Source organism: Bradyrhizobium sp., assembly GCF_016462955.1.
In the GTDB taxonomy this organism is placed as follows: Bacteria; Pseudomonadota; Alphaproteobacteria; order Rhizobiales; family Xanthobacteraceae; genus Bradyrhizobium.
Genome location: NZ_JAEMSD010000181.1, coordinates 10494 through 12038, shown reverse-complemented (window position 1 = coordinate 12038; position 1545 = coordinate 10494). Strand labels below are relative to the sequence as shown.

2 protein-coding genes and 1 pseudogene are annotated in these 1545 nt (G+C 60.8%); 2 read left to right on the top strand and 1 reads right to left on the bottom strand.

Annotated features, from left to right (window positions below):
* Positions 1-128 precede the first annotated feature (128 nt).
* Both JHD07_RS19200 and bfr read left to right on the top strand, forming a co-directional pair.
* Positions 129-401: a (2Fe-2S)-binding protein gene (locus tag JHD07_RS19200; RefSeq protein ID WP_291624716.1), complete on the top strand. Its 273-nt coding sequence runs from the start codon at positions 129-131 to the stop codon at positions 399-401.
* 133 nt (positions 402-534) lie between these two features.
* Positions 535-1023 carry a bacterioferritin gene (gene bfr, locus JHD07_RS19195; RefSeq protein ID WP_291624715.1) on the top strand — a complete coding sequence of 163 codons (489 nt, stop codon included), beginning with the start codon at positions 535-537 and terminating at the stop codon, positions 1021-1023.
* A gap of 188 nt (positions 1024-1211) precedes the next feature.
* On the opposite strand, the pseudogene JHD07_RS19190 reads toward bfr, so the two are convergent.
* Positions 1212-1545: pseudogene (locus tag JHD07_RS19190) on the bottom strand (hypothetical protein); the annotation flags it as partial.

Below are 1545 nucleotides of genomic sequence, written 5' to 3'. Positions count from 1 at the left end.
ATTCTAGAGCCGTTCTAGGCTTTGATCGAGCCAGTTTGGAATAGCTTCAAATACCGGTTTTTCCTTTTGCATCCGGCCGGCTCGTTAAATATCGATGATGGCGCATCACCGAAGGGCCTGCCGCTTCCATGATCGTTTGTTCCTGTAACGTGCTGAGCGATGAGGATATCCGCGCTGCCGTCGCCGAGGCCGACGATGCCGTGCGTCATGCCAAGCAAGTCTATGGATGTCTCGGCTGTAGTGCCGAATGCGGTCGCTGTGCCCGGACCATCAAGACCATCATCGACGAGGCGCTGGGTCCGTGCGCGCAGTCCTGCTGCACAGGCTGTCCCCACACCCACACCGTGGCCGCCAATGACGAGACGGCCGAACCCGCCGAGTTTGCCCTCGCGGCCTGCTGAAAACTTCAGCACGTTCGGCTGAGCTTTTCCCCCCGCTTCGTCTGCGTAGCTGGTTGCCCTTCTCCCGAAAGTCATTTAGAAGCGTTCTAAACTCGGTTAGGGCCGATTTGGACTGCAAGAGCTGGAGTGGACCATGCAGGGCGACGCAAAAGTCATCGACTATCTCAACAAGGCGCTGCGTCACGAGCTGACTGCGATCAATCAGTACTGGCTGCACTACCGTTTCCTCGACAATTGGGGCCTCCTGGACATGGCCAAGGTCTGGCGCAAGGAGTCGATCGAGGAGATGGAGCACGCCGACAAGCTCACCGAGCGTATCCTGTTCTTCGACGGCTTTCCGAACATGCAGGTGCTCGACCCCTTGCGCATCGGCCAGAACGTCAAGGAGATCATCGAGTGCGATCTCGCTGCCGAGATGAGCGCGCGGGCGCTCTATCAGGAAGCGGCGACCTACTGCCACGGCGTCAAGGACTACGTCACGCGCGACCTGTTCGAGAAGCTGATGAGCGACGAGGAACACCACATCGACTTCCTCGAAACCCAGCTCGACCTGATCGGCCGCATCGGCCTCGAGCTCTACACCCAGAAGCACGTCGGCGGGCTCGAAGGCGACGGGCATTAGGCTCCAGCGTCGCGACAGACGTCGTTGCCACACACTCCGCCGTCATCCCCGCGAAAGCGGGGACCATCACCCTGGGGCAGAGCGTGGCGCGAGGCTGGTAACTCCGAGTTTTCGCCAAACCACGTCCTGTGGTTATTGATCCCGGGCTCGCTTCGCCCCCCGGGACGACACCATCATTGCCGCGCGACCTAGAGCTGCGTCTTGTAAAGCTCTTCCACGGTCTCCTGGCTTGCCGGTTCGCCAAGGCCGGTCTGGTCGTGAATGATCGTGCCGATGCTCGGCATGACCGAGCGCTGCATCTTCTCCGACGACCATAGGTTCGAGCGCATCAGTGCCTTGCCGCAGTGGAAATAAACCTCGCTGACCGCGACGTTGAGGACCGCGCGGGGCGGCTTGCCGAACTCGACCATCGCGGCAAGCAGATCCGGATCGGCCGACAACGTGCCGCGTCCGCCGACGCGCAGAGTCTCGTCGATCCCCGGAACGAAGAACAACAGATGCACGAAGCCCGAGCCTTCGACG

Excerpts from the sequence above, each read along its gene's own strand:
- bfr (WP_291624715.1), top strand. The coding sequence starts at position 535 with ATGCAGGGCGACGCAAAAGTCATCGACTATCTCAACAAGGCGCTGCGT.
- JHD07_RS19200 (WP_291624716.1), top strand. The coding sequence starts at position 129 with ATGATCGTTTGTTCCTGTAACGTGCTGAGCGATGAGGATATCCGCGCT.